The organism is Stenotrophomonas sp. YJH_SMC_40 (assembly GCF_059368615.1).
Genome location: NZ_JCAFRX010000017.1, coordinates 1 through 20,283 on the forward strand (window position 1 = coordinate 1; position 20,283 = coordinate 20,283).

Annotated in this window: 16 protein-coding genes, 1 pseudogene and 1 riboswitch; of the genes and pseudogenes, 4 read left to right on the top strand and 13 right to left on the bottom strand. The window is 67.1% G+C overall.

The features are described from left to right. Positions 1-259: 259 nt before the first annotated feature. The 8 genes from AC5P6X_RS20945 to AC5P6X_RS20980 form a co-directional block, all read right to left on the bottom strand. On the bottom strand, positions 260-607 hold the full coding sequence (locus tag AC5P6X_RS20945) for a lipid-A-disaccharide synthase N-terminal domain-containing protein (RefSeq protein WP_005414908.1): 348 nt from the start codon (positions 605-607) through the stop codon (positions 260-262). Next, entirely contained in the window at positions 607-1,329 is a 723-nt protein-coding gene (locus AC5P6X_RS20950; RefSeq protein WP_010482377.1) for a glycosyltransferase family 2 protein, read from the bottom strand. Before AC5P6X_RS20950 ends, AC5P6X_RS20945 begins: the two co-directional genes overlap by 1 nt. An 89-nt stretch (positions 1,330-1,418) precedes the next feature. Then, positions 1,419-2,384 carry an NAD-dependent epimerase/dehydratase family protein gene (locus AC5P6X_RS20955; RefSeq protein ID WP_049449876.1) on the bottom strand — a complete coding sequence of 322 codons (966 nt, stop codon included), beginning with the start codon at positions 2,382-2,384 and terminating at the stop codon, positions 1,419-1,421. Positions 2,385-2,429: 45 nt separating this feature from the next. Further along, the gene (locus AC5P6X_RS20960; protein WP_285311710.1) at positions 2,430-3,164 is read right to left on the bottom strand and encodes a suppressor of fused domain protein; all 735 of its coding nucleotides are present in this window, start codon (positions 3,162-3,164) and stop codon (positions 2,430-2,432) included. 125 nt (positions 3,165-3,289) lie between these two features. Beyond that, a complete protein-coding gene (locus tag AC5P6X_RS20965; protein ID WP_005411652.1) occupies positions 3,290-4,213 on the bottom strand; it encodes a ParB/RepB/Spo0J family partition protein in 924 nt (307 codons plus the stop codon). Beyond that, positions 4,213-5,010, bottom strand: a complete 798-nt coding sequence (locus AC5P6X_RS20970; protein WP_005411653.1) for a ParA family protein — start codon at positions 5,008-5,010, stop codon at positions 4,213-4,215. Before AC5P6X_RS20970 ends, AC5P6X_RS20965 begins: the two co-directional genes overlap by 1 nt. 113 nt (positions 5,011-5,123) lie before the next feature. After that, positions 5,124-5,762 (bottom strand): 16S rRNA (guanine(527)-N(7))-methyltransferase RsmG, encoded by a 639-nt coding sequence (gene rsmG, locus AC5P6X_RS20975; RefSeq protein ID WP_329762719.1) that lies wholly within the window; start codon positions 5,760-5,762, stop codon positions 5,124-5,126. A 39-nt stretch (positions 5,763-5,801) separates the two neighbouring features. Then, positions 5,802-6,401, bottom strand: a complete 600-nt coding sequence (locus tag AC5P6X_RS20980) for a 4'-phosphopantetheinyl transferase family protein (RefSeq protein WP_033835351.1) — start codon at positions 6,399-6,401, stop codon at positions 5,802-5,804. 84 nt (positions 6,402-6,485) lie between these two features. Between AC5P6X_RS20980 and AC5P6X_RS20985 the strand changes: the two genes are divergently transcribed. Beyond that, a complete protein-coding gene (locus AC5P6X_RS20985) occupies positions 6,486-6,737 on the top strand; it encodes a GlsB/YeaQ/YmgE family stress response membrane protein (protein ID WP_005411656.1) in 252 nt (83 codons plus the stop codon). 72 nt (positions 6,738-6,809) lie between these two features. On the opposite strand, the gene xth is transcribed toward AC5P6X_RS20985, so the two are convergent. From xth to AC5P6X_RS21005, 4 genes are all read right to left on the bottom strand, one after another. Then, positions 6,810-7,577, bottom strand: coding sequence for an exodeoxyribonuclease III (xth, locus tag AC5P6X_RS20990; protein WP_049449879.1), 768 nt, complete (start codon positions 7,575-7,577; stop codon positions 6,810-6,812). Between the two features lie 161 nt (positions 7,578-7,738). Then, on the bottom strand, positions 7,739-9,148 hold the full coding sequence (locus AC5P6X_RS20995) for a coniferyl aldehyde dehydrogenase (RefSeq protein WP_123959266.1): 1,410 nt from the start codon (positions 9,146-9,148) through the stop codon (positions 7,739-7,741). Positions 9,149-9,361: 213 nt separating this feature from the next. After that, entirely contained in the window at positions 9,362-11,023 is a 1,662-nt protein-coding gene (locus AC5P6X_RS21000; RefSeq protein ID WP_495215594.1) for an MFS transporter, read from the bottom strand. A 194-nt stretch (positions 11,024-11,217) separates the two neighbouring features. Beyond that, positions 11,218-12,645, bottom strand: a complete 1,428-nt coding sequence (locus AC5P6X_RS21005; RefSeq protein WP_123959270.1) for a DcaP family trimeric outer membrane transporter — start codon at positions 12,643-12,645, stop codon at positions 11,218-11,220. Between the two features lie 245 nt (positions 12,646-12,890). On the opposite strand from AC5P6X_RS21005, the gene acs reads away from it, so the two are divergent. The 3 genes from acs (at position 12,891) to AC5P6X_RS21020 (ending at position 16,550) form a co-directional block, all read left to right on the top strand. Then, positions 12,891-14,834, top strand: coding sequence for an acetate--CoA ligase (gene acs, locus AC5P6X_RS21010; protein ID WP_099605351.1), 1,944 nt, complete (start codon positions 12,891-12,893; stop codon positions 14,832-14,834). A gap of 79 nt (positions 14,835-14,913) precedes the next feature. Beyond that, the gene (locus AC5P6X_RS21015; RefSeq protein ID WP_005411662.1) at positions 14,914-15,579 is read left to right on the top strand and encodes a response regulator transcription factor; all 666 of its coding nucleotides are present in this window, start codon (positions 14,914-14,916) and stop codon (positions 15,577-15,579) included. Between the two features lie 223 nt (positions 15,580-15,802). Continuing rightward, positions 15,803-15,892: riboswitch (yybP-ykoY riboswitch) on the top strand. Between the two features lie 88 nt (positions 15,893-15,980). Beyond that, a complete protein-coding gene (locus AC5P6X_RS21020) occupies positions 15,981-16,550 on the top strand; it encodes a manganese efflux pump MntP (protein WP_099605350.1) in 570 nt (189 codons plus the stop codon). A gap of 156 nt (positions 16,551-16,706) precedes the next feature. Here AC5P6X_RS21020 and AC5P6X_RS21025 read toward each other — a convergent pair. Then, positions 16,707-20,149: pseudogene (locus AC5P6X_RS21025) on the bottom strand (hybrid sensor histidine kinase/response regulator). Positions 20,150-20,283: the final 134 nt, after the last annotated feature.

Below are 20,283 nucleotides of genomic sequence, written 5' to 3' on the forward strand. Positions count from 1 at the left end.
CGTGGTAGAGCCGACTGTCAGTCGGCTGCTCTTCCGCCACATGCAGCAAACCCCGCGCTCCGCGCGAAAGTCGACTGACAGTCGACTCTACCCACAGCAGGCAGGACCGGGAACCGGCCGCAGGCCGGGGCCCCAGCGCCGGAGGCGCGTGGTAGAGCCGACTGTCAGTCGGCTGCTCTTCCGCCACATGTAGCAAAGCCCGCTCCGCGCGAAAGTCGACTGACAGTCGACTCTACCCATGGCAGGCACCCCGCAGGCCTCAGTGGCTGGCCTTGTCCCGCTTCCAGCCCCGGTGCTTGATGTCCAGCTGCAGGCTGTACAGCGCGGTGAACGCCGGGAACAGGTTCTGCAGTACGCCCACCGAGTCCTGCTTGGCCGAGAACAGAAAGTAGCTCAGCGTCATCAGGCTGCCGACCACGCTCATGTACCAGAACAGGCGCGGAATCACCGGCTTGCCCGCACGCTTGGACGCGATGAACTGGACCAGCCAGCGGCCGCCGAACATCAGCGCGCCGGTATAGCCGATCAGCTTCCAGCCGGTCACATGCAGGCCGGTCCAGTACAACCAGGTCAGCGGCTGGTCGAGCCAGTGCAGCTCCAGATCCATCAACGCTCCTCCACTGCGGTGCGCTTGCTGCGGGTGATCAGCCACGCCACGCCGCGCAGGTCACGGATGCCGACCAGTGCACGGCCCAGGTTGTTGTACTTGGACACGCCGGCGGTACGGTGGCGGTGGTTGACCGGCACGCTGGTGGTCTTCCAGCCGGCGCGCTGCATCAGCGCCGGCAGGTAGCGGTGCATGTGGTCGAAATACGGCAGGTCGAGGAACGCGCTGCGCTCGAACAGCTTGATGCCGCAGCCGGTATCGGGCGTATCGTCGCGCAGCATGCGTGCACGGATGGCGTTGGCCCATTTGCTGGCCCAGCGCTTGCTGCCGCTGTCCTGGCGGTTGACGCGCCAGCCAGCGAACAGCTTCACCTGCGCCTCGGCGGCATCGCGCGCGGCCAGCAGCTTGGGGATATCGGCCGGATCGTTCTGGCCATCGCCATCCAGGGTGGCGATCCACGGCGCCCGCGCATGCTTGACACCGGTGCGCACGGCGGTGCTCTGCCCGCTCTGGTCCACGTGGTGCAGCACCCGCAGTTCCGGTGTGGTCGCCTTCAGGCCCTGCAGCACCGCCAGGGTGTCATCGCGCGAGTGATCATCGATGTAGACGATCTCGAACGGCAGCCGGCCACGCAGCGCAGCGGTGATTTCGGCAACCAGCGGGGCGACGTTGTCGCGCTCGTTGAACACCGGGACGACAACGGAAAGCTCGGGTTGGCTCATAAGGCACTCGGCCAAGGGGGGACAAAGACCGCGCATTCTCCGAAACCGAGGTTATCCGAAGATGAACCTGGTGGCGTGAGGATCCGTCCTCAGGCGCGGTCGCCAAAGTACTCGCGGCACCACTGCACGACAGGCGGCAGCCCTTCTTCGATCGGGGTCACCGCGTCGAAGCCGAATGCGTCATGGGCGCGCCGGGTATCGGCCATCGTGCGCACCATGTCACCGGGCTGCATGGGCTTGTAGACCTTCTGCGCGGGGCGGCCGGCGGCCTGCTCGATCACGCTGATGAAGCGCTCCAGCTCGACCGGCGTATGGTTGCCGAGGTTGAACACCCGGTGCGGCACCGGACCGTCGGCCGGATGCGCGAGGGCGCCGAGGATACCCGACACGATGTCGGAAACATGTGTGAAGTCGCGCTGCATGCGGCCTTCGTTGAATACGTCGATCGGCCGCCCGGCCAGCACCGCGCGCGAGAACAGCAGCGGTGCCATGTCCGGCCGGCCCCACGGGCCATACACGGTGAAGAAGCGCAGGCCGGTGGCATGCAGGCGATACAGCTGCGCGTAGGTGTAGGCCATCAGCTCGTTGGCCGCCTTGGTCGCCGCGTACAGCGAGCGCGGCTGGTCCACGCGCTGGTCCTCGGAGAACGGCGGCGTGGCCGAATCGCCGTAGACCGAGCTGCTGGAGGCATAGACCAGGTGCTGCACGCCACGGTGGCGGCACAGTTCGAGCATGTTGACGAAGCCGACCAGGTTGCTGTCGACGTAGGCGTGCGGGTTTTCCAGCGAATAGCGCACGCCGGCCTGCGCGGCCAGGTGGATCACCGCAGTCGGCTTCACCTCGTCGAACAGTGCCGCCAGGCCCTGCTGGTCGGTCAGGTCCAGGGTGCGCAGGTCCAGCGCCGGGCACAGCGCAGCCACGCGGTCGCGCTTGATCTGCGGGTCATAGTAGTCGTTGAAGTTGTCCAGGCCGACCACGGGCTGGCCGGCCTCCAGCAGCGCGCGGGCGGTGTAGGCACCGATGAAGCCGGCAGCGCCGGTGAGCAGGATGGTCATGACAGGGGCCTGTAAACGAAGTTCAGGCCCCTGATGTTACCGGTCTCAGAACAAACCGAAACGCTTCTTCGCCACGTTGTTGCGGCCGGGTTCGATCACGTCCTGGATGTTCTTCGCATCGAAGCGGTCGAGCAGCGCCTCGGCGCCCTTCCTCAGCTTCAGGTCCATCTCTTCCGGGTACAGCGGAACCAGGCTCATGAAGCTGATGGTCCTGCCGTCCTCCAGCACCAGCGTGGCGAAGTCCTCCGGGGCGGTCACCGGCGACAGCACGATGGCACCATCGAAACCCACGCCCGGCGCGTAGGGCTCGCTGGGATGGCCGTTGGGAATGGTGTGGCCGAAGCCCAGCCAGGTGTCGTACTCGTGCGGCAACCGTGCCATGCCCTTCAGCAGGCGCACCGGCCAGTAATTGCGCTCGTCCTCGAAGGCGTCCTGGGAGATCGGCCAGTCGGCCGGCAGGGTCACCATCAGTTCCATGTAGCGCGGCACGTCCGCGTCCACCTCGGCGGGCACGGTCATCGGCAGGTCGCTCATGCCGGAGGTGACCAGGCGCAGGTACGGGCAGTGGTCATTGGCCGGCACCACGTGCACGTCGATGTGCACCAGGTCGGAGATGATCTCGTGGAAGACACCGGACACCGGGCCCAGATGGCGTTCGAGGTGGGCGCTGATCGCCTCGATGTGCTGTTCTTCGCCGATGGCGGGCACGAAGTCCTTTTCGCGGCGATGTACCAGTATCTGGGTGCCGTCCGGGCTGACGTCCTCGTATTCGTTGCTCATGTCCTGTTCCCTGGATGAGGCCACGGACCGGAGAGCAGTGCATCCCCGGCACGCGCGGCGGTGCGTTCCCTGTCATCTGCAGGACGCGGCGGGAACAGGCCGCACCCCCTGGCGCTGCGCCGGGCTCAGCCCTGGCGCGTACGCAGCTTTTCCAGCACGCCGTCCAGGGTATCCAGGTCGGTGTAGTGGATGATCAGCTTGCCCTTGCCGCCCCGGCCGTGGTTGATCGCCACCTTGGCACCCAGTGCTTCGGACAGTTCGGTTTCCAGCGAGGCGATGTCGGCCTGCTGCACCTTCGGCGTCGCCACCGGGCGGTTGCTCGGCACCTTGCCGGCCGCGAAGGCCTGCGCACGGCGCTCGACCTCGCGCACCGACCAGCCTTCATCGGCCGCTTCCTGCGCCAGCTTGCCAGCCAGCTCGGGAGCCAGGGTCAGCAGCGCGCGGGCGTGGCCCATTTCCAGGCGGCGGGTTTCCAGCAGCAAGCGGATCGCCACCGGCAGCTCCAGCAGGCGCAGCAGGTTGGACACCGCCGCGCGCGAGCGGCCGACGGCCTCGGCGGCCTCGGCATGGGTCAGGGTGAACTCGCTGATCAGGCGCTGCAGCGCCTCGGCTTCTTCCAGCGGGTTGAGGTCTTCGCGCTGGATGTTCTCGATCAGCGCCATCGCGATGACCGTGCGGTCTTCCAGCTCGCGCACCACCACCGGCACTTCGTCCAGGCCGGCCAGCTGCGATGCGCGCCAGCGGCGCTCACCGGCGACGATTTCGTAGTTGCCTGCCGGCAGCTGGCGCACCAGGATCGGTTGGATCACGCCCTGCGACTTGATCGAGTCGGCCAGCTCGGAGAGCTTGCCCTCGTCCATCTCGCGGCGCGGCTGGTACTTGCCCGGCTGCAGCTGGCCGACCGGCAACTTGCGCAGCACTTCACCCGGCAGCGGTTCGATCACCGCAGTGGTGGCCTGCACCTGGCTGACCGCGCCTTTCGGGCCCAGCAGCGCGTCCAGGCCACGGCCGAGGCCTCGCTTCTTGGCTGCCGGCTTGCTGCTGGTCATCAGACGGTCTCCACGGCCTTGGCGGCCTTGTTGCGTTCGTTGTTGCGGCGGATGATCTCGCCGGCCAGGCCCAGGTATGCCACGCCACCGCGCGAGGCGCGGTCGTAGCCGACGATGCTCTGGCCATGGCTGGGCGCCTCGGCCAGGCGCACGTTGCGCGGCACGATGGTGCGGAACACGCGGTCGCCGAAGTGCTCGGTGAGCTCGGCCGACACTGCGTTGGCCAGGTTGTTGCGCACGTCGAACATGGTGCGCAGCACGCCTTCGATCTCCAGCGCCGGGTTCAGGCTGGTGCGCAGCGCTTCGATGGTTTCCACCAGCGCGCTCAGGCCTTCCAGTGCGTAGTACTCGCACTGCATCGGCACGATCACCGAATCGGCGGCGGCCAGCGCGTTGAGCGTCAGCAGCGACAACGCCGGCGGGCAATCGATCAGGATGTAGTCGTACTCGTCGCGGATCGGCGCCAATGCGCGCTTCAGGCGCTGCTCGCGCTCGCTCTGGCCCATCAGCTGGATCTCGGCGGCGGTCAGGTCGATGTTGCCCGGCAGCAGGTCGTAGCCTTCGGCGGTCTGCACGCGCACATCGGCGGCGCTGTTCTCGCCCAGCAGCAGATCGCAGGTGGAGGCCGCCAGCTCACGCTTGTCCACGCCGCTGCCCATGGTCGCGTTGCCCTGCGAGTCCAGGTCGACCAACAGCACGCGCTTGGGTGCGTTGGCCAGGGAAGCGGCCAGGTTGACGGCGGTCGTGGTCTTGCCGACGCCACCCTTCTGGTTGGCGATGGCGATGATGCGGGCCATGCGGGTGTGCCTCGTCGACGGATGGTTGGGACCGGTCATTATGCGTACAACCGGCCCCTTGCGGAAATCGTGGATCGCCAACCCGTTGTTCCACAAAGGGCTGGCGGCGAAAATCAGGGACCTGTAACGGTGACCAGGTGGCGTTCGCCGGCCAGGCCGGGCACGCTCAGCGGGGTCACCTCACGCACCTGCCAGCCAGCCGGCAGTTCCGCGATCTCCTCATGCGGGTAGACGCCCTTCATGGCCAGCAGCACGCCACCGGCGCGCAGCAGATGGCCGCCGACGCGGACGATGCCAGCCAGGGTATCCATTGCGCGCGCGGTCAGCTGGTCGTAACGACCGGCCTCGTCCAGCGCTTCGGCCCGCGATTCGGCCACGCGGGCGTTGCCCAGGCCGAGCTGGCGCACGGCCTCGCGCATGAAGCGCGCCTTCTTGCCGTTGCTCTCCACCAGGGTGACCTGCAGGCCCGGGCAGGCGATCGCCAGCGGGATGCCGGGCAACCCGGGGCCGGTACCGAGGTCGGCCAGGCTGCCATCAGCCACGAACGGCTGCATCGCCAGCGAATCGAGCAGGTGGCGGGTAACCATCTCCTGCGGGTCGCGGATGGCGGTGAGGTTGTAGGTGCCGTTCCAGCGGTGCAGCAGGGCCAGGTAGCGCAGCAGCGGCGGCGCCAGCGCGGCGTCCAGGCCCATGCTGGCCAGGCCCTGTTCCAGCGTGGCAGCCACGCTGGCGGGAAGTGGGTGTTCGCTCATGCCGACATTATCGCCGGTTTTGCGCGCTGATTCCCCGCTTCAGTGCGGATACCAGGCCAACGCCGCACGGAACTGGCCGGTGGCCTGCCATTCGTGCAGGTGCCAGCGCGCGGCCTCGCCCAGTTCCGGGTCGCACCAGCGCAGGTGCAGGGCGCCATCGGCCCCCGGCGCCAGCTGCAGGCGGTGCAGGCCGAACGAGATGCCCTGGCCGTGCGCCTTCAGGATGGCTTCCTTGACGCACCACACGCGGAAGAACCAGTGCTCGCGGTCGGCCTCGTCCAGGCGTTCCAGCCAGGCCACCTCCTGCGGGTGGAAGAAGCGCCGCACGATTTCCAGAAGACGCGGCCGCGGCCGCAGCAGTTCCAGGTCTACGCCCAGCCGCACGCCTTCGCCCAGCGCCACCAGCAGCACCTCACCGCTGTGGCTCCAGCCGGTCCCGTAGTGGGCCAACGGGCCGCTCAGCTCCGGCCGGCCCTTGTCGTCACGGACCAGGGGCAGCGTCTGCGGATCGGTGCCCAGCGCCTGCGCCAGTACCTGCCGGGCCTGCGGTTCACCGCGCTGGCCCGGCACGTGCGGACGCCGCCAGACCGTTACCGGACCGAAGCGCCACGGGCCGTCGAGGGTGGCTGGCAGGCTCATCCGCACGCGCCCATCACGCAATTGCACGACGGGTTCACGGCCGTGCGCGTCAACTGGTCACAGTTTCCCACCGGAGGTTCGATCATGGGCATCATCATCTGGCTGATCGTCGGCGGCATCGTAGGCTGGCTGGCCAGCATCATCATGAAGCGCGATGCCCAGCAGGGCATCATCCTCAACATCGTGGTCGGCATCGTCGGCGCGCTGATTTCCGGCTGGCTGTTCGGCGGCGGCATCAACGAAGCGATCACCATCCGCACCTTCCTGTTCTCGCTGATCGGCGCGGTGATCCTGCTGGCGATCGTCAACCTGTTCACCCGCAAGAGCATACGGTGATCCGAGGGTAGCGTCGGCCACTGGCCGGCAGATGTTCCAGAACGGGCCCGGCAATCGTCGGGCCCTGTTCGTTCAACCGATCTGCACCCAGGCCGGCGCATGGTCGCTCGGGCGTTCCCAGGTGCGCGGCGCGCGGTCGATGCCCGAGGCCACCGCGCTGCCCTTCAACGCATCGGAGACCAGGGTCAGGTCGATGCGCAGGCCCAGGTTGCGGCGGAAGCCGGCGGCACGGTAATCCCACCAGCTGAAGGTGCCCGCCTCGTCGTTGTGCAGGCGGAAGCCATCGTGCAGACCCAGCTGCAGCAGCTTGTTGAGCGCGCCGCGCTCGGCGGTGGAGGTCAGGATGTGGTTGTCGTTCCACACCTCCGGGTCGTGCACATCGCGCGCGTCCGGGGCGATGTTGAAGTCACCCATCACGATCAGCTTCGGATGCCGCTGCAGTTCTTCGGCGATCCAGGCATGCACCGCTTCCAGCCAGCGCAGCTTGTAGTCGTACTTGTCGGTGCCGATGTCCTGGCCATTGACCACGTACAGGTTGATCACCCGCAGGTCGCCGAAGGTACCGGCAATGACGCGCTTCTGTTCGTCCTCGAAGCCGGGAATGCCGATCTGCACGTCCTGCGCCGGCTCACGCGACAGCAGCGCCACGCCGTTGTAGGTCTTCTGGCCGGCGAACACGCTGCGGTAGCCGGCGGCGATCAGCGCAGAATCGGGGAACTTGTGGTCCTCCAGCTTGGTTTCCTGGATACCGACGATGTCCGGGCCGAACTCCCTGAGCCACTGCTCCAGGTGCGGCAGGCGGACATTGAGCGAATTGACGTTCCACGAGGCGATCTTCATGCAGGCATTCTACCCGGGCCAGCTTTGGTAGACGCCAGCCTTGGTTGGCGCACGGCCCCCGTGTGCCAACCAAGGCTGGCACCCACCGGTAGTGCCGGCCGCTGGCCGGCAACTGCAGGGTCTTGCCGACGGTCCATGCGGTTGCCGGCCAGCGGCCGGCACTACCGAAGCAGCAGCTTCAACAACCCCGCAATCTTCGAATACGGCGGCCGCAGCCGGTCGCTGGCCGCCCAGCGCGACTGCCACAGCACCGGCAGCCGCTTGCTCATCGCATCGAACCCGGCCCGGCCGTGGTACGCGCCCATGCCGCTGGCCCCTACCCCGCCAAACGGCAGGCCATCGGCGGCGAAGTGCAGCAGCGTGTCATTCACCGTCACCCCGCCGGCCACCACCTGGCCGAGGATGCGCTCCACCGACGCGCGGTCGTGGCTGAAGGGATACAGCGCCAGCGGCCGGTCGCGGGACAGCACGTCCGCCAGCGCCGCCTCCAGATCCGGGTAGGCCCGCACCGGAAGGATCGGGCCGAAGATCTCCTCGCGCATCAGGTCCAGGTCGTCCGGCGGGTCCAGCACCACGGTCGGCACCAGCAGGCGCTCGCGGTCGGCGCGCGCGTCATCCACCTGCGCCAACGGAATCACCGGCACCCCGCGTTGCCGCGCCTGTGCCAGATAGCCCTGCAGGCGCCGGTACTGACCTTCATTGATGATGCGGGTGTAGTCGTCGGCATCGCTGAAGTCGCCATAGCGCTCGCGCACCTGCTGCTGCAGCGCCTGTACGAATTCGCGCTGGCGAACGGTATCGATCAGCACGTAATCCGGCGCGATGCAGGTCTGGCCCGCGTTGAACCACTTGCCGGTGGCCAGCCGCGCAGCGGCTTTGTCCAGCGGGAAATCGCGACAGACAATCGCCGGCGACTTGCCGCCCAGCTCCAGCGTGACCGGTACCAGATGCTCAGCCGCGGCGGCCATCACCTTGCGGCCGACCGCCGTCGAACCGGTGAACAACAGATGGTCCAGCGGCAGCGAGGACACCGCCGCCGCCACATCCGCCCCGCCCTGCACCACCGCCACGCGATCGGGCGGGAACACACTGGCCAGCAGATCGGCCAGGAATGCACTGGTGCGTGGTGTGTGTTCCGAAGGCTTCAGCAGTACGTGGTTGCCCGCAGCGATGGCGGTGGCCAAAGGCACCAATGCCAGCGTGACCGGGTAGTTCCAGGGCGAGATCACCCCGACCACGCCCAGCGGCGTCGGCCGCAGCTGCGCGCGCGCTGGCCACAACTTCCATCCCGCCGATGCCCGCTGCGGCTTCGACCAGCGCCGCAGGTGGCGACGCAGGTGGTCGATGGCCGACAGCACGCTCATGCCATCGGCCAGTTTCGATTCAACGCGGGCGCGATGGCCGAAGTCTTCGGCGATGGCCTGGGCCATTTCGTCCAGGCGTGGCTTCAGCGCCTCGCGCAGGCGGCGCAGGTCAGCTTCGCGCTGGTCCAGCGACGGGCGCTGCGACTGCCAGGCGCTGCGCAGGGTGTGCAGGAGGGCGGGGAGGTCTTCCGGCGTAGTGGTGGTCATGGGCCGACTATACGGGGTGCTGCGCAACCCAATGGTAGTGCCGGCCGCTGGCCGGCAACCTCATGAATCTCCGCGGACATAAAGCCGTTGCCGGCCAGCGGCCGGCACTACCGGAATGCGAGCCGAGTGGGCACACCCCACAAACAGAAAGGCCGCGGTCTGCACCGCGGCCCCTGAAACCCGGTGAGTGCCGACCGTTGGTCGGCACACCGGTTACTTGGTGATATCCACGTCCTTGGTTTCGCGCAGGAACAGGCCGCCGATCACCACCGACATCAGCGCGATGATGATGGGGTACCACAGGCCGTAGTACAGGTTGCCGGTACCGGCCACCAGCGCGAACGAGATCGCCGGCAGGAAGCCACCGAACCAGCCGTTGCCGATGTGGTACGGCAGCGACATCGAGGTGTAGCGGATGCGGGTCGGGAACAGTTCGACCAGGTAGGCGGCGATCGGGCCGTAGACCATGGTCACGTACAGCACCAGCAGCCACAGCATGAAAATGGTGCCGGCGATGTTGATGCGGGCGCCATCGGCCTTGGCCGGATAACCGGCGGTGGTCAGGGCGGTCTTCAGTTCCGCACCGAACGCATCGGCCTTGGCCTTGCCGTCTTCCTTGGTCAGGCCGGCGGCCTCATACGAGGTGACGCTGGCGCTGCCCACGTTCACCATCGCCAGCGAACCGGCGGCGGCGGGCTGCACGTCGTACGGCACACCTGCCTTGGTCAGCGCGGCGGTGGCCACGTCGCAGGAGCTGGTGAACTTGCGCAGGCCCACCGGATCGAACTGGAACGAGCAGGTAGCCGGATCGGCCACGACCAGGGCCGGCGAGCTGCTGCGGGCTTCTTCGATGGCCGGGTTGGCGAAGTGGGTCAGGCCCTTGAAGATCGGAATGTAGGTGATGGCCGCCAGCAGGCAGCCGGCCAGGATGATCTTCTTGCGGCCGATACGGTCGGACAGCCAGCCGAAGAAGATGAAGAACGGCACGCCCAACGCCAGCGCCGCCGCGATCAGCAGGTAGGAGGTGGTGGCATCGACCTTCAGCATGCTGCTGAGGAAGAACAGCGCGTAGAACTGGCCGCCGTACCAGACCACGGCCTGGCCGGCTGCAGCGCCGAGCAGGACCAGCAGCATCAGCTTCAGGTTGCCGCCCTTCAGGCTGTCACGGAACGGGGTCTTGGAACCCTTGCCCTCGGACTTCATCTGCTGGAACAGCGGCGATTCGCTCAGCTGCAGGCGGATCCACACCGACACGCCCAGCAGCAGGATCGAGACCAGGAACGGAATGCGCCAGCCCCAGGCTTCGAAGGCCTCATTGCCCAGGAAGTAGCGGCAGGCCAGGATGATCAGCAGCGACATGAACAGGCCGAGCGTGGCGGTGCACTGGATGAAGCTGGTGTACAGGCCGCGCTTGTCATCCGGCGCATGCTCGGCCACGTAGGTGGCGGCACCGCCGTACTCGCCGCCCATCGCCAGGCCCTGGGCCGGGCGCAGAATGATCAGGATCACCGGTGCGGCGAAGCCGATCGAGGCGTAGTTGGGCAGCACGCCAACCAGGAAGGTCGAGATGCCCATGATCAGGATGGTGACCAGGAAGGTGTACTTGCGGCCGATGCGGTCGCCGAGGCTGCCGAAGAAGGCCGCGCCGAACGGACGCACGAAGAAGCCGGCGGCAAACGCCAGCAGGGCGAAGATCATGCCCGTGGTTTCATTGACGCCGCTGAAGAACTGCTTGGCGATGATGGCCGCGAGCGAGCCGTACAGGAAGAAGTCATACCACTCGAAGACCGTGCCGAGGCTCGAGGCGAAGATGACCTTCTTGTGGCCCTTGGTCAGGGTGCCCGCTTTATGTGCGGTGCTGGGTGTACTGGACATGGGACGCTTCCCCTCCGAAGCAATCGTTGTTGGTGGGTGCCGACCGTTGGTCGGCACCCCATCTCGGTAGATGCCGGCCTTGGCCGGCACTCCATCTCGGTAGGTGCCGACCTTGGCCGGCACCCCATCTCGGTAGATGCCGACCTTGGCCGGCACCCCATCTCGGTAGGTGCCGGCCGCTGGCCGGCACGCTCTTAGAAGCTGTACTTCGTGGTGAACTGCAATCGGGTGATGTCACCCTTGTTGCCGTTCTCCACTTCGCGACGGCCGTACATCAGTTCGGCGCCGATATCGACCTTGGGCAGCGGCGAATAGAAGATGTTGCCGCGGATGCTCTGCACGCTCTTGGTCACCAGCGGGCCCAGGATGCTGTCGTTGTCGTAGTCGCTGCGCGCATAGATCAGGTTGGTGCGCAGCTTCGGCGAGAACGCATGCCGCCAGCCCACGTAGCCGGCCAGCACGCCGGTCGGGTTGAGCTCGTCGCGGGCCACGTCGTAGGCGCTGTCGGCGGTGATGCCCAGGCCGATGTAGCGGGCGATGCCTTCGCCGCCGGTCAGCTGGTAGTGCAGCGAATCGCTGTCGCCCATCACCCATTTGCCGCCCAGGGTCAGGCCGCCAGCCACCTTGTCGGCCTTGGCGCCGGTGGCCTGGTTGTCGACCTTCAGCTGACGGACGATGCCGCCGACACCGAAGGTGCCCCAGTCACCCTTCCAGCCATAGCGCAGGGTCAGGTCAGGCAGGCTGCCACGGTCGGAGTTGGCGCTGGTGTTGGTCCAGGCGCCGGTGACCGGATTGCGGGTTCCGGTGAGGGTGGTGGTTTCCGGGTTTTCCAGTGCGACGCTGAAGCCGCCCTGGGTGTAGCGCACCTGGGCCTGGCGCACGAAGATCACGCCGTCGGTGGGGCCGACGAAGTCGACCGCTTCCGGCAGCGACGCCGCGTCCATGAAGTTGGACCAGGTCTGGCCGGCCATCCAGTTGTTCCAGTACATGTAGGCATGACGCAGAGTCACGCCGTAGGTATTGGTGGCGGTCTGGTTGCCCAGCGAGTTGCCGAAGAAGTCCATCTCGAAGAACGCACCGGCCTTGTTGCCCGATTCGCTCACGTTGTCGATGCCCAGGTTGAAGCGCGAGAACTTGGCATGGGCGTTGAAGTCGGTGCCCGAACGCTTGCCGCTGCCGCCGGCGCCTTCCACCGGGGTCTGGCCCGGCAGGTACAGCGAGCGGCCGGTGGCGTCGTCGGCCAGCTGACCATCGCTGGTCTGGGTGGCCAGGAAGTCGGCCTTGATGAAGCCACCGATCTTGACCGTGGTGCCCGGCGCCGCGCCCGGGGTGATGGTGGTGACCTGGATCGGCTGCTTGCCGGCCGGCACCGAGGCGACCGGCTTCTGCCCGGCCTGCACCGTGCGCACTTCGGTCACCGCCTGCTGGGTCTGGCTGATCTGGGTCTGTTGTTGTTGCTGCGAAGACAGCAGCAGCTGGACCTGGCGTTCCAGTTCGGCAACGCGTGCTTCCAGCGCTTTCTCTTTGGCGGTCTCAGCGAACGCCATGCCCGGTGCGACCAGGGCGACCAACAGGCAGGCCGCCAAAGGTGTGCGCACGGCTTTCAACGTACGGTGGCTCATGTTGCCCTCTCTCCCAAGTGGCAAGGTGATGCCGCGCGTGGGGCACGGTCGAGCCGAGACTGCGGGGCGATTATGTATAGCGGCTATTCGCCATTGGTCGAACCCGGCCCTGCTGGGCGCTCACTTTCGACCATGGTCTAACCAGAGTGGTGACGCGGCCGGGGGTGGATGGGGCAAACTGAAGGGGATCGGTCGCTGCGATGCTGCGACCGCACATACAAAGTCAACGTGCAAGTGAGGGTGCCATGGCTGATATCTACCCCGTCGATCCGCAATTCGCCGCCAAGGCACGCATCGACAAGACGTCGTACGAACAGCAGTACCAGGCGTCGGTGACCGACCCGGATGGTTTCTGGGGCAAGGCCGCCGAGCGCCTGCAATGGATGCGCAAGCCGACCAGGATCAAGAACGTCAGCTACGACCTGTCCGACTTCCACATCAAGTGGTTCGAGGATGGCGAGCTCAATGCCAGCGTGAACTGCCTGGATCGCCAGCTGGAAACGCGCGGCGACAAGACCGCCCTGCTGTTCGAGCCGGACGGCCCGGATGCACCGGCCCAGCACGTGACCTATCGCGAGCTGTACGAGCGCACCTGCCGCCTCGGCAACGCGCTGCGCAATCTCGGCGTCAAGAAGGGCGACCGCGTCACCATCTACCTGCCGATGATCGTCGACGCCGCCGTGGCCATGCTGGCCTGCGCGCGCATCGGGGCGATCCACTCGGTGGTGTTCGGTGGCTTCGCGCCGAACTCGATCGCCGACCGCGTCAGCGACTGCCAGAGCAAGCTGATCATCACCGCCGACGAGGGCCTGCGCGGTGGCCGCAGGATTCCGCTGAAGGCCAACGTCGATGCCGCGCTGAAGCTGCCGGGCACCAATACCGTGGAAACCGTGCTGGTGGTGCGCCACACCGGCGGTGCGGTGGACATGCAGGCCCCGCGCGACCGCTGGTTCCACGATGTGGTGGACAGCCAGCCGGCCACCTGCGAACCGGAACGCATGAACGCGGAAGACCCGCTGTTCATCCTCTACACCTCCGGTTCCACCGGCAAGCCGAAGGGCGTGCTGCACACCACCGGCGGTTACCTGCTGTACGCGGCCTACACCCATGAAGCGGTGTTCGACCTGCGCGAGGACGACATCTACTGGTGCACCGCCGACGTCGGCTGGGTCACCGGCCACAGCTACATCGTGTACGGGCCGCTGGCCAACGGCGCGACCTCGCTGATGTTCGAAGGCGTGCCGAACTACCCGGACACGTCGCGCTTCTGGAACGTCATCGACAAGCACAAGGTGACCATCTTCTACACCGCCCCGACCGCCATCCGTGCACTGATGCGCGAAGGCGAGGAGCCGGTGAAGAGAACCTCGCGCGCCTCGCTGCGCCTGCTCGGCAGTGTCGGCGAGCCGATCAATCCGGAGGCCTGGCGCTGGTACTACGAGGTGGTCGGCGACAGCCGCTGCCCGATCGTCGATACCTGGTGGCAGACCGAGACCGGCGGCATCCTGATTTCGCCGCTGGCCGGTGCGATGGATCTCAAGCCGGGTTCGGCCACCCTGCCCTTCTTCGGCGTACAGCCGGCGCTGGTGAACGCCGATGGCGAGATCCAGGACGGCCCGACCGAGGGCAACCTGATCATCCGTGATTCCTGGCCGGGCCAGATGCGCACGGTGTACGGCGACCACCAGCGTTTCATCGATACGTATTTCCGCACCTACCCGGGCAGCTACTTCACCGGCGACGGTTGCCGACGCGACGAGGACGGCTATTACTGGATCACCGGCCGCGTCGATGACGTGATCAATGTGTCGGGCCACCGCATCGGCACCGCCGAAGTGGAAAGCGCGCTGGTCTCGCACCCGAAGGTGGCCGAAGCGGCCGTGGTCGGCTTCCCGCACGACGTGAAGGGCCAGGGCATCTACGCCTACGTCACCCTGGTGGCCGAAGAGGCACCGAGCGACGAGTTGCAGAAGGAACTGGTTGCCTGGGTGCGCAAGGAGATCGGCCCGATCGCCACGCCGGACCACCTGCAGTGGGCGCCGGGCCTGCCGAAGACCCGCTCGGGCAAGATCATGCGCCGCATCCTGCGCAAGATCGCCGAGAACGCGCCGGACCAGCTCGGCGACACTTCGACCCTGGCCGATCCGTCGGTGGTGGCGTCACTGGTGGACGAGCGCAAGGTGCGCTGATGTACGACCGGGGTCGGATCCCTTTCCGCAAGGAAAGGGCTCTGACCCCATCTGCTTTCCCCCACGGTTCCCCCCGACCATGACCACCCTCCTGATTGCCGATGACCACCCGCTGTTCCGCGAGGCCCTGCGCGGCGCCGTGCAGCGGGTCATCCCCGGCGTGCAGCTGTTCGAGGCAGACAGCGTGGAAGCGCTGTATGCGCTGGCCGACCAGCACAACGACGCCGACCTGGTCCTGATGGACCTCAACATGCCCGGTGCGCAGGGTTTCAACGCGCTGGTGCACATGCGCTCGCTGCATCCGCACCTGCCGGTGGTAGTGGTGTCCGCGCGCGAAGAGGCGACGGTGATGCGCCGCGCGCTCGACCACGGCGCGCTGGGCTTCATTCCGAAGTCTGCGGATTCGGACACCATCGGCCACGCACTGGGCACCATCCTCGATGGCGAGACCTGGGCGCCGCCGGAAGCGCACAACGTGCCGCCCACCGAGCGCGAGGAACGCGAAGTCGGCCAGCGACTGCGCGAGCTCACCCCGCAGCAGTTCCGCGTGCTGCAGATGCTGGGCGCAGGCCGCTTGAACAAGCAGATCGCCTACGACCTCAATGTCTCCGAAGCGACGATCAAGGCCCACGTCACCGCCATCCTGCGCAAGCTGGGCGTGACCAACCGCACCCAGGCCGTGCTGATGGCCGGCAAGCTGGCGATCGACGACGACGCCATCGTGCTGCCGCCGGAAGAAGATTGAGGTAGTGCCGGCCGCTGGCCGGCAATCGTCCGACACCGCCTGAAACCGCTGTGGTAGGTGCCAAGCTTGCTTGGCACGCTCTCGCCGTTGCGCATGCCGGCCAGCGGCCGGCACTACCCGGCACCGCTGCGCTCGCGATATAGCCATCGCTATACAAACCAGCCCTGCCTGCGCGTTTCGCTGGAAATGCGCCACGCGCGAATCGCGATGCTAAGCTTCGCGTCCCCTTGGGGAGTAGCCGGATTCCTTCGCAGGAATCGTCCACGTCAACATACTCGGCCAGTGCGCCGTGGCGTGGACAACCATGATGGTTGGCGAGACCAGCGGCCCGCGCGCGCAACGTCAGGTTGGGCGCGAGCGCAGGCCGTGCGTCCGTCCTGGCCCGACCTCAGCCGCTGTCCATGTCCCCCATTTCGATCCTCCTGATCGGCTTTGCCATGTCCACCGATGCCTTTGCCGCCGCGATCGGCAAGGGTGCGGCCATGCGCAGGCCGGTGTTCCGCGATGCCTTGCGTGCCGGCATCATCTTCGGCGTCATCGAGGCGATCACGCCCATCATCGGCTGGCTGCTCGGTCGCGCCGCGCTGCAGTACGTCGAAGCCTTCGACCACTGGATCGCCTTCGGCCTGCTCGGCGCGCTGGGCATCCACATGATCTACAACGGCCTGCGCCCGGACAGTGCTGACGAAGACCCCTCGCAGCACCACGGCTTCTGGAAGCTGGCGTTGACCGGTTTCGCCACCAGCATCGACGCGATGGCGGTGGGTATCGGCCTGGCCTTCATGGATGTGCATATCGGCGTGATGGCCGCGGTCATCGGCCTGTGCACGCTGACCATGGTCACCGCCGGCATCATGCTCGGCCGCGTGCTGGGCAGCATGGTCGGCAAGCGTGCCGAGATCATCGGTGGCGTGATCCTGGTGATCATCGGTGCGACGATCCTGTACGAGCACCTGCACGGCGTGGGGTAACGCTTCCGCGATTACGCGGTTGCCGGCCAGCGGCCGGCACTACCTGACGTCACATCCACGCATGGCGTGGATCTACTACCAGGCCGATGAAGCTCTGGTAGATGCCAGGCTTGCCTGGCATGGTTTCACGTCGTGGTTGCCGGCCAGCGGCCGGCACTACTGCGCGTCGCGCAGCGCGCCGAGGAAGGCGCGCAGCGAGGCCGGCTTGATCGGCTTGGTCAGCACGCGGTAGCCGCGTTCGCGCGCCATCCGCTTCAGCTCGTCGCGGCCATCGGCGGTCAGCAGCGCACCCGGCAGCGGGTAACCGGCGGCTTCGCGCAGGGCCACCAGCGCGTCCAGGCCATCCATGCGGTCGTGCAGGTGGTAGTCGACCAGCATCACCTGTGGTCGTTCGGCCACCTTCTCCAACGCCTGATCCACCGTCGATGCCGTGATCACCTGCACCTGCCAACGGCCGAGCAGTGCGCGCATGCCGTCCAGGATCTCCTCGTCGTTGTCCACGGCACGCGCAGGCCCGCCAGCGAATCGCTGCGCACCGGCGCGGCGACGGCCTGTACCGGCGCGGCCAGTTCGGTGTAGCCCGGCAGCGGTGCGACCCGCGGCAGGATGATCGAGAACATCGATCCCTTGCCGACCCGGCTGCGCGCATTGAGGCGATGGTCAAGCAGACGCGAGATGCGCTGGCAGATCGACAGGCCCAGCCCCAACCCCTGCTCACCCCAATCGAACGGTTGCTGGTAGCGGTGGAACTCGTCGAAGATCTGCCGCATGTGGTGCTCGGGAATACCGGGGCCGGTATCCCACACCTGCAGTTCCACCTCGTCGCCACGCTGACGCACGGCCAGCACGATGCGTCCCTGGCGCGTGTAGCGCAGCGCATTGGCCAGGAAGTTCTGCAGCACGCGGCGCAGCAGGCGGCGGTCACTGCGCACCCATGCCGGGCGTGCGAACAGGTCCAGGCGCAGGCCACGGCCGGCGGCGACCGGGGTGTACTGCGCAGCCAGTTCGCGCATCAGCGCGCTCACGTCGAATTCGCCGATCACCGGGTGCAGGCCGCCGGCGTCCAGCCGCGATACGTCCAGCAGGCCATCGAGCAGCTCTTCGGCCGCACGCAACGACGCATCCACACGCTCGGCCAGGTGCTTCTGCTCATCGCTCACGTGATCGCTGTCGCGCAGCGCGGAAGCGAACAGGCGTGCGGCGTTCAGTGGCTGCAGCACGTCATGGCTGATCGCCGCCAGGAAGCGGGTCTTCGACTGCTGCGCGACCTCGGCCTCATGCGAACGCTCGGCCACGCGCTGTTCCAGCGTTTCGTTGGCTTCCAGCAGGGCCTTTTCCGCGTGCTTGTAGTCGGTGATGTCGTTGTAGCTGGTCACGTAACCGCCGCCGGGCAGCGCCTGGCCACGCATCTCGATCACCTTGCCATCGCTGCGGGTGCGCTCGAACACGTGCGGTGACCCCGCGCGCATGTAGCCGATGCGTCGGTTGATCTGCACTTCGATATCACCCTCGCCCAGCTCGCCGCGCTCGGCGTTGTAGCGGATCAGGTCGGCCACCGGGCGACCTACGTAGAGCATGCCGTCGGGGTAGCCGAACATGTCCTGGTAACGACGATTCCATGCGGTCAGCCGCATGTCCGGATCGACCACGCTGACGCCGGCGCTGATGTTCTCCAGAGTGGTCGACAGGATCTCGCGGTTGAAGCGCAGTTCCTGCCCGGCTTCGTCCAGCACCGCCACCACTTCGCCCAGGTCCATGCCCGAGCCGCGCAGCAGGCTGGTCAGCAGCAGGCGCGCCGAGGCCGCACCAATCGACGCGGCCAGCAGGCGTTCGGTGAACTGCACCCACGGCCGGTCGGCCGGCGCCGAGGATTGCAGCTCGCGGCCCAGCGACTGTGCCTGCTCGAAGAACGAACGCCGCGCATGGCGCTCGCCGACCACGCGCGAGGCAAGTGCCAGCAGGTCGCCCACGTGCACATGACCGGGCCAGCCACCGGCCACCGACGGGCGCTCGGCATACGGGTCGAGGAACGGCGCGGCGCGCAGCCGCTCGTCCACACCGGGCCGCCAGCGTGCGGACACCAGCATCATCGTCGCCGCATTGACCAGCAGCGACCAGAACGTGCCATGGGTCAGCGGATCCCAGCCGGTCATGCCGAACAGCTGCTGCGGGCGCAGCCACTCGATGCCGAACGGGCCGTGCTGCACCCAGCCAGCATCGACCCAGCCGGCCATGGTCATCGCCGGCAGCAGCAGGGTGTACAGCCAAGTGGCGAAGCCCAGCAGCATGCCTACCTCGACACCACGCCGGCTCGCGCCGCGCCAGTACAGACCGCCGATCAGCCCGGGCGCGAACTGCGCCACGGCCGCGAACGCCATCAGGCCGTACGAGGCCAGCGTGCTGTCGTTGCTGCTGGTGCGGTAGTAGCTGTAGGCCATCAGCGCCAGCAGCAGGATCGCCAGGCGGCGGATCCACAGCACGCGCGAGGCAACGTCGGCGGCTTCCTGATGGTCGCCACTGCGACGCAGCAGCACCGGCATCACCAGATCGTTGCTGACCATGGTGGCCAGCGCGATGGACGAGACGATGACCATGCCGGTGGCGGCGGAGAAGCCGCCCACATAGGCGATCAGCGCCAGCGCGTTGCGGCCTTCGGCCAGCGGCAGGGCCAGCACCATCGAGTCGTCGGCGACGCTGCCGCCGGTGCCGAACAGGGTCACGCCGGCGGTGGCGATCGGCAGCACCATGCCCGAGATCAGTACCAGGTAGCCACCGAACATCCAGCGCGCGCGGCGTACGTCGCGCACGTCACCGCACTCGACCACGGCCACGTGGAACTGGCGTGGCAGGCAGATGATGGCCAGGAAGCTGAGCAGGGTCTGCGAGATGAAGCCCACCGGCGGCAGGCCGGTGAACAGCGTATGCACCGACTCGACGACCGCGTCGGTGCGGTTGCTCAGCCACAGGTAGGCGAACACGCCCACGGCCAGCATCGCCAGCAGCTTGATCACCGATTCGAAGGCAATGGCCAGCATCATGCCGTGGTGGTGCTCGGTGGCATCGACCTGGCGGGTACCGAACAGGGTGGCGAACAGCGCCATCAGCAGCGCCACGTACAGCGCCGGATCGGTGAAGAAGCCGGTCGGGCCGCTGTTGCCGGTCAGCACCTGCAGGCTCATCGCCACCGCTTTGTACTGCAGGGCCAGGTACGGAATGATGCCGATCAGGGCGATGATCGCCACCAGCGCCGCCAGCCGCCGCGAGCGGCCGAAGCGCGAGGAGATGAAATCGGCGATGGAGACCACGTTCTGGCTGCGGGCGATCAGCGCCAGGCGTTCGATGATGCGCCAGCCGAACAAAAGCAGCAGCAACGGACCGATATAGATCGGCAGGTAGCCGATGCCGTTGCGCACGGCCGTACCCACCGCGCCGTAGAAGGTCCACGACGAGCAGTACACGGCCAGCGCCAGGCTGTACACCACCGGCCGCAGCCACGGCCGATCGGGATACATCGGCCGGCGGTCACCCCACCACGCCACGCCGAACAGCAGCGCGGCATAGGCAACCGAGACCAGCAGCAGGATCCAGCTGGAGACCACGCGTGCATTTCCGTCGGAACAGGGGCCAGTAGATCACGACCGTTGGTCGTGAGGGTAGGTCATGGTGGTGGGTCACGACCGTTGGTCCGTCTGGTGGGTCACGACCGTTGGTCGTGACGGGGACATCCGTGCCC

Excerpts from the sequence above, each read along its gene's own strand:
- AC5P6X_RS20985 (WP_005411656.1), top strand. The coding sequence starts at position 6,486 with ATGGGCATCATCATCTGGCTGATCGTCGGCGGCATCGTAGGCTGGCTG.
- AC5P6X_RS20995 (WP_123959266.1), bottom strand. The coding sequence starts at position 9,148 with ATGACCACCACTACGCCGGAAGACCTCCCCGCCCTCCTGCACACCCTG.
- AC5P6X_RS21000 (WP_495215594.1), bottom strand. The coding sequence starts at position 11,023 with ATGTCCAGTACACCCAGCACCGCACATAAAGCGGGCACCCTGACCAAG.
- AC5P6X_RS20980 (WP_033835351.1), bottom strand. The coding sequence starts at position 6,401 with ATGAGCCTGCCAGCCACCCTCGACGGCCCGTGGCGCTTCGGTCCGGTA.
- rsmG (WP_329762719.1), bottom strand. The coding sequence starts at position 5,762 with ATGAGCGAACACCCACTTCCCGCCAGCGTGGCTGCCACGCTGGAACAG.
- AC5P6X_RS20970 (WP_005411653.1), bottom strand. The coding sequence starts at position 5,010 with ATGGCCCGCATCATCGCCATCGCCAACCAGAAGGGTGGCGTCGGCAAG.
- AC5P6X_RS20965 (WP_005411652.1), bottom strand. The coding sequence starts at position 4,213 with ATGACCAGCAGCAAGCCGGCAGCCAAGAAGCGAGGCCTCGGCCGTGGC.
- AC5P6X_RS21020 (WP_099605350.1), top strand. The coding sequence starts at position 15,981 with ATGTCCCCCATTTCGATCCTCCTGATCGGCTTTGCCATGTCCACCGAT.
- AC5P6X_RS20950 (WP_010482377.1), bottom strand. The coding sequence starts at position 1,329 with ATGAGCCAACCCGAGCTTTCCGTTGTCGTCCCGGTGTTCAACGAGCGC.
- AC5P6X_RS21015 (WP_005411662.1), top strand. The coding sequence starts at position 14,914 with ATGACCACCCTCCTGATTGCCGATGACCACCCGCTGTTCCGCGAGGCC.
- AC5P6X_RS20945 (WP_005414908.1), bottom strand. The coding sequence starts at position 607 with ATGGATCTGGAGCTGCACTGGCTCGACCAGCCGCTGACCTGGTTGTAC.
- xth (WP_049449879.1), bottom strand. The coding sequence starts at position 7,577 with ATGAAGATCGCCTCGTGGAACGTCAATTCGCTCAATGTCCGCCTGCCG.
- AC5P6X_RS20960 (WP_285311710.1), bottom strand. The coding sequence starts at position 3,164 with ATGAGCAACGAATACGAGGACGTCAGCCCGGACGGCACCCAGATACTG.
- AC5P6X_RS20955 (WP_049449876.1), bottom strand. The coding sequence starts at position 2,384 with ATGACCATCCTGCTCACCGGCGCTGCCGGCTTCATCGGTGCCTACACC.
- acs (WP_099605351.1), top strand. The coding sequence starts at position 12,891 with ATGGCTGATATCTACCCCGTCGATCCGCAATTCGCCGCCAAGGCACGC.
- AC5P6X_RS21005 (WP_123959270.1), bottom strand. The coding sequence starts at position 12,645 with ATGAGCCACCGTACGTTGAAAGCCGTGCGCACACCTTTGGCGGCCTGC.